Raw genomic sequence first — 6,436 nt, 5'->3', positions numbered from 1 at the left:
CGTTTCAGGCGCATTCGAAGTTTACAGAAGTTCGCTTCCGTCCATGCCTCCGTACACAACCACTTCAACCAGGAAAGATCGCTGACTAGCAGAGATACTTTCAAGTTGACACGCACCGCTGCTCTTGCTGAGTGGCGTCAGCTTTGTCCGGATAGACCCTCGGTTTTGGCCTCAAACTGAGACTGGTTCGAATTCGTCTGACAGCACCGCCATAAAAACAAGGCGAATTCGACCAACTTTCGTCTGCCTTTCAAACCAGCCAAATTTTCGGTTTCCCACAAAGTTTCCCACGTTCATGTTCGGTTCCTGTTCTGGTCCCGCTTGGCTTGGGCCTGTTTTGCGAGTCGTTTTTGACTGGCACCCTTCGAGTATTTTTGCACCATGGACATGTGGCCAGTGATCGCGGCAATCTGGTGATCCGTACAACCTGCCTCGGCTAACTCACTGGCGGCGCTATAACGGAGGCCGTGCAGGCTGTAAGCATCAAGACCGAGTCTTTTGCGCTCGACAATCGTGGCCTTCTGAATTTGGTCATATTTCAGTTTTCGCCCGTGGTCGTCACACAGGATGTAGCGCAGGCTTCGGCGAGGGGTTGCCGCCAATTCTTCGCGCAGACGGTCAGTAAAAGGAATCCACAGCCGGATTTTTGTTTTGCCCTTCGTGACCCATATGCCGCCATCCTCGATGTGGCCCCACTCCATCAGGGTAAGATCCGTTGCACGTTGACCTGTTCCAATGGTCTTGTAAGAGGAAACCGGCTTGAGGCGGGTAGGGCTGTTTCGTAGCGTCGCCCTATGACCTGAAGATCGCCGTTTCGCTATTTCAAAACCAGTCCAGAAATCATCCGCCTTGCTGTGATGCTGTATGTCCGTTTCCCACTTTCGCTTCGCAATGTGGAAGATCTCCTGCATGAGCGGGGTGTCGATGTCAGCCACGAAGCTGTTCGACACTGGTGGCATCGGTTTGGTCCGATGTTCACATCTGAGATCAGGAAGCGGCGCATTTTCGGAATGAAGTCGAGCCAGTGGCGCTGGCATCTGGATGAGATGTTCGTCAAGATTAATGGCGAACGACATTACCTTTGGCGGGCCGTGGATCACGAAGGTGAAGTGCTTGAGAGCTTTGTCACCAGGAAACGTGACAAGAAGGCTGCGTTGAAATTTCTAAAGAAAGCAATGCGTAAGCATGGCCGACCCGAAGTGATTGTGACAGATCGGCTCAAATCTTACGGTGCCGCGCTGAAGGACATCGGTGCTGCAAATCGGCAGGGAACGGGACGCTGGCTGAACAACAGAGCCGAGAATTTTCACCTGCCATTCCGACGGTGGGAGAGGGCAATGCGTCGCTTCAGACGGATGCGAAGTTTGCAGAAATTCGCCGCCGTCCATGCTTCAGTCTACAACCTCTTCAATTCAGAACGCAGCTTCTGCTCAAGATCAAGATTCAAGTTGAGCCGTGCCGCCGCTCTGGATGAGTGGCGCAGTCTCTGCGCGGGATAGGGACAGTGATACTGTCTCACCTGAGACGAGTTCGAGTTGGTCTGGCAGCACCGTCCCCGCATAAGATGCGGTGATCTCCAAGAGCCCAGAGGTCGCCCGGCTGCGTGACGACAGGTGTCGTGGGGTCCGGGGTGCCCACAGTTTCTGCTTCGGTCTCCGCAGCCTCGCCCGCGTCGTCAATGAAAATGCCGATCCCGACCTTCACATTGAATGGCACACAAGTTGCACGTCTTCGGTGGGTATGACCCTGATCCAGCGAGAAAGTCTGTCGATTCCTCCAGAGTCTATTTGTCGCGTCGAGTTGGTGACTGATGAAAGTATGATAAGCACAACCATAATCTACAAGATTATTGATACTTGAGGTATCAATATCAATAAAATAAAGATGTTTTATCCCATTCAGGATATGCCTCATGATCACCGGCCCTCAGATGCGCGCGGCACGTGCCCTTCTCGGCATCGACCAGAAGTCCCTGGCCGAGTTGTCGGGATTGTCTGTCCCTACCATTCAGCGCATGGAGGCCAGCACCGGCAATGTGCGCGGCGTGGTCGATAGCCTGACCAAGGTCGTCGCGGCGCTGGAACTCGCTGGTGTCGAGCTGATCGGTGAAGGCATCCCCAGCACGGCAGGCGGACGCGGCGTTCGCTTGAAATCTCCACCCCCGAAAAACTGACCCCATACTTCGCGACGGCGACCGCCGACGACATGCCGACGATCCCGCCGCAACCCATTTAAGGTGCGGCCCCAGATGAAAGACCAAACCAGACTGACCGGCGACACGCCCAGCTTCGCCGATCTCTACACCCCGAAACTCGTGACCGTCCTGCGCGAGGGCTACGGGCTGACGCAGTTGCGGGCGGATGCCATTGCAGGCCTTACTGTCGCCATCGTGGCGCTACCGCTCTCCATGGCGATCGCCATCGCCTCGGGCGTGACCCCGGCTCAGGGGCTCTATACCGCCATTGTCGGCGGCTTCCTTGTCTCTTTGCTCGGCGGATCTCGGTTCCAGATCGGCGGTCCTGCGGGCGCCTTCATCGTGCTGGTCGCCGCGACGGTCGCGCAACACGGGATGGAGGGACTGATCCTTGCGACCTTCCTTTCTGGGCTCATGATGACCGTATCCGGTTTCCTGCGGCTTGGAACCTTCATCAAGTTCATTCCCTTCCCGGTGACGGTCGGCTTCACCGCCGGGATCGGGGTCATCATCTTCGCGAGCCAGATCAAGGAGCTCTTCGGCCTCACGTTGGAGCATGAACCGGGCGCATTATTGGAGAAGCTCCCGGCCCTGTGGGAGGCCCGCGCAAGCCTGACGCCCGCCGCGCTTCTCGTCTCGGTGGCGACGGTGGCGATCATCCTCGGGCTTCGCCGCTGGCGGCCAAATTGGCCAGCTATGCTGATCGCGGTGGGTGCCGCAGCGCTCGCGACGGCGCTTCTGAACCTGCCGGTCGCGACCATCGGGACGAAGTTCGGCGGCATCCCCTCGGCCCTGTTGGCCCCCAGCCTGCCGGACCTGTCGGTCGAGAAGATCATGGCGGTACTTCCGGCCGCGATCTCCTTCACGCTTCTCGGCGCCATCGAGTCGCTTCTCTCTGCCGTGGTCGCTGACGGCATGACCGGGCGCCGGCATCGCTCGAACTGCGAGCTTGTGGCGCAGGGTGCGGCCAATATCGGCTCGGCGCTTTTCGGCGGCTTCTGCGTCACGGGCACCATCGCACGGACCGCGACCAACGTGCGCTCGGGCGCGCATGGTCCGGTCGCGGGAATGCTGCACGCGCTGTTCATCCTGCTTTTCATGCTCATCGCCGCGCCGCTCGCCGCCTACATTCCGCTGGCCGCGCTTGCGGGCGTGCTGGCAGTCGTCGCCTGGAACATGATCGAGAAGCCCGCCATCGCCATACTCGTCCGCTCGGGCTGGGGCGAGGCGACGGTGCTGGCCGCCACCTTCTTTCTGACCATCTTCCGCGACCTGACAGAGGCCATTGTGGTCGGCTTCGCCTTGGGTTCGGTTCTCTTCATCCAGCGCATGAGCAAGACCACCGCAATCGCCACACACACGCCCTTCGTGGGACGGGACGAGGCGGATGACGCGGGATCGCGCGGCAGCTATGACGAAGAGGTCGCAGCGAACCCGGAGGTGGTGGTCTACCGCATCACCGGCGCGCTCTTCTTCGGAGCGACCGCTTCCATCGGCTCGGTACTCGACCGAATCCAGGACAGCCACAAGGCGCTCATCGTGGATTTCTCGGCGGTACCCTTCCTCGACTCGACCGGCGCCAACATGATCGAGGGTCTCGCCCACAAGGCCCACAAACGCGGCGTCGCGCTCTGGCTCACAGGCGCAAGCCGCGAAATCCAGAGGGTCTTCGTGACGCACGGCCTGAAACGGCCCCTCGTGCACTACGTGGCCAGCATCGAGGAGGCACTGGCAGCGATCACCGACACCTCGGACGATGCGCGGGAGTTGACGTGATGCCGGGCGGCGCACCGGAACGACGTCGCCGCCGGTTCGTGCTTTCCGCACTCGAACGCCCGCGCAGGCCGTCGGAATTGCGGGATGCCCTTGGCATGAGCAACAGCGGTATCCTGCATCTCCTGCGACGCCTAGAGCGCGACGGGCTGGTCCGTCCCGCTGCTGCTGACGACCCCTGATGCGTGGTCAGCAGGCGGATACCCAATAGGTCTCCACCATAAGTTACTGCACTAACGAGGCGTTTAGGTTGGACAGGAATTGCCAACTTTTTTCGGATGATTGAAAAGTTGCAGGACCCGTGTCAGTCAGCGCGCCTTGATCTCGCAAGTCTGACAGAGGTTGGTCCTGCGGCGGTGTACCACCAAGCCCTGCTCCTTGGTCGAGTAATGGCGCCGCAGCAAGTCACCGTCGAGCCCTTATTCGACTTTGGGACGCGGAAGTGCTTTCGCGAAAACTGCAGAACGCCGAAACCGCGCGTCTTAACGATGAATCGTGCGCAATTTACGCATAAACCCATTTGTGAACTGACGGTTTGCGTACTCTACGCATCAGGGGTTCGATATGAATGCCGGAATTCTACCCCAAGAAACCGTCGATGAGATGCAGCATGTACGTTTACCAATCCATTGCCCAATCCCTCTCCGACCATGGCTACGACACAATGTTCGGGCTGATGGGCGACGCTAATCTCTTCATGGTCGATCATTTCGTGCGAGAAAGCAGCGCAACCTTTGTACCCGTGGCCTTCGAAGGCAGCGCGGTCCTGATGGCAATGGCGTACGGCCGCGTCTCGGGCAAAGTCGGCATCGCCACCGTGACCCATGGTCCGGCTCTGACCAACTGTGTCACCGCCCTGACCGAGGGCGCACGTGGCAACGTACCGATGGTGTTGTTGGCAGGCGATACCGCCGTCTCGAACCCTCATAACCTGCAAAACATCGATCAGCGCGAAACGGTCAAGATCACGGGCGCCGGGTTCGAACAGATGCGATCGCCGGAGACCGCTTCTTATGATGTCGCGCACGCCATCTACCGGGCGCAGGTGGAAAACAGGCCAATCGTGCTGAACATGCCCGCCGATTTCATGTGGCAGGAGGTGGAGCACAGGCGGCACGTCTTCCCCGCCTTCAACGCGCCTTCCTACGTACCTGCGGGCGATGACCTCGACGAAGCCGTGGGCATGATCGCAAGCGCAAAACGTCCGATCATCCTGGCGGGGATCGGCGCCAAGGACTCGGTCGAGCAGATCAAGAAACTGGCCGACCGTCTGGAGGCCCCGCTCGCCACTACACTTAAGGCCAAGGGAATGTTCAACGACCACCCCTATAACATCGACATATTCGGCACTCTGTCGACGCCCGCGGCTTATGACGCGATTGCCAAAGCCGATTGCGTGGTCGCGTTTGGAACGTCGCTGCACCATTTCACCACCGACAAGGGTGCGCTGATGAAGGGCAAGCGCGTGGTGCAAATCAACGATACAGTTACCGAGGTCGCCAAGAACTACCACCCCGACGCGGCGCTTGTAGCTGATGCGGGTTTGACGGCGGACAATATTGTTTGGTGGCTGGATGAGGCCGAAATTCCCGGCAGCGGCTTTACCGCTGAACTGGACATGGAAGAGCTAACTACCCATCCCAAAGGCGATCCTGATAAGGTCAAACCCGGATTCGTGAATTTCGAGTATGCGCTGGACCGGCTGGAAGAGACACTGCCGCAGGACCGTTTCCTAACCACCGATGGGGGGCGGTTCATGACCGAGGTGTGGTGCCGTGTCTCCTGCCCCAATGCCGAAAGCTTTATCGCCACGACCAATTTCGGTTCCATCGGCTTGGGGCTGCAGGTCGCCATCGGTGCGGGCTATGCCGTGCCGAACCGGCCCGTGGTGCTCTTCACTGGCGATGGCGGCTTTATGATGGGCGGCATCAACGAGTTTAACACCGCCGTCCGCATGAACCAGGATCTGATCGTCATCGTGGCAAATGACTCCGCCTATGGCGCCGAGCATATCCAGTTCCTCGACCGCAAAATGGACCCAGGTCTTTCGATGTTCGACTGGCCTTCCTTCGCGCAGATCGCGGCTGCACTGGGCGGTCATGGCGTTTTGGTGGACTCTTCCGAGGGTCTTGAAACCGCGATCAAGGCCATTGAGACCCGTGACAAACCTCTCCTGATCGAGCTGCGCCTGGACCCGAACGACGTACCGCGCATGCGGATTTAGCCATCCCATAGTGCAAGTTCCAGATGATGCTGTTTCGTCTTGCCCCGTTTCAGTGGACGGTTTCAAAAGATCAGGCTGACTGCGCCTCGAAGTCAGCCGGGCTTACGTTGCCAAGATACCCATGGCGACGGTCTTGTCAGAGGAAACCGGCTTGAGGCGGGTAGGGCGGTTTTGTAGCGTCGCGCCATGACCAGAAGATCGCCGTTTCGCTATTTCAAAACCAGTCCAGCAATCATCCGCTTGGC

The 6,436-nt window shown here is 58.9% G+C and carries 5 protein-coding genes and 1 pseudogene; 5 read left to right on the top strand and 1 reads right to left on the bottom strand.

Translation table 11 applies throughout. The annotated features are described in order from the left end of the window. Nucleotides 1-180, top strand: a pseudogene (locus LCM21_RS20640) (hypothetical protein); the annotation flags it as partial. 113 nt (nt 181-293) lie between these two features. On the opposite strand, the gene LCM21_RS20635 reads toward LCM21_RS20640, so the two are convergent. Beyond that, nucleotides 294-935 (bottom strand): tyrosine-type recombinase/integrase, encoded by a 642-nt coding sequence (locus tag LCM21_RS20635; protein ID WP_224892253.1) that lies wholly within the window; start codon nt 933-935, stop codon nt 294-296. Here LCM21_RS20635 and LCM21_RS20630 point away from each other — a divergent pair. The 4 genes from LCM21_RS20630 (at nt 858) to LCM21_RS20615 (ending at nt 6,191) form a co-directional block, all read left to right on the top strand. Then, a complete protein-coding gene (locus tag LCM21_RS20630) occupies nt 858-1,499 on the top strand; it encodes an IS6 family transposase (protein ID WP_404818144.1) in 642 nt (213 codons plus the stop codon). The two genes, LCM21_RS20635 and LCM21_RS20630, sit on opposite strands and share 78 nt — an antisense overlap. Nucleotides 1,500-1,912: 413 nt before the next feature. Continuing rightward, nucleotides 1,913-2,173, top strand: coding sequence for a helix-turn-helix domain-containing protein (locus tag LCM21_RS20625; protein WP_224892252.1), 261 nt, complete (start codon nt 1,913-1,915; stop codon nt 2,171-2,173). A gap of 75 nt (nt 2,174-2,248) precedes the next feature. Beyond that, nucleotides 2,249-3,970, top strand: coding sequence for a SulP family inorganic anion transporter (locus LCM21_RS20620; protein WP_224892251.1), 1,722 nt, complete (start codon nt 2,249-2,251; stop codon nt 3,968-3,970). Nucleotides 3,971-4,577: 607 nt separating this feature from the next. Beyond that, nucleotides 4,578-6,191 (top strand): thiamine pyrophosphate-binding protein, encoded by a 1,614-nt coding sequence (locus LCM21_RS20615; protein ID WP_224892250.1) that lies wholly within the window; start codon nt 4,578-4,580, stop codon nt 6,189-6,191. The last annotated feature ends 245 nt before the right edge of the window (nt 6,192-6,436 follow it).

It is taken from the genome of Ruegeria profundi (genome assembly GCF_020171505.1).
Taxonomy (GTDB): Bacteria; Pseudomonadota; Alphaproteobacteria; order Rhodobacterales; family Rhodobacteraceae; genus Ruegeria; species Ruegeria profundi.
The sequence above is the reverse complement of the archived record's forward strand: the minus strand, read 5'-3'. Positions and strand labels throughout refer to the sequence as shown.

Coding starts and splice junctions, on each gene's coding strand:
- LCM21_RS20630 (WP_404818144.1), top strand. CDS start 858: ATGCTGTATGTCCGTTTCCCACTTTCGCTTCGCAATGTGGAAGATCTC.
- LCM21_RS20625 (WP_224892252.1), top strand. CDS start 1,913: ATGATCACCGGCCCTCAGATGCGCGCGGCACGTGCCCTTCTCGGCATC.
- LCM21_RS20620 (WP_224892251.1), top strand. CDS start 2,249: ATGAAAGACCAAACCAGACTGACCGGCGACACGCCCAGCTTCGCCGAT.
- LCM21_RS20615 (WP_224892250.1), top strand. CDS start 4,578: ATGTACGTTTACCAATCCATTGCCCAATCCCTCTCCGACCATGGCTAC.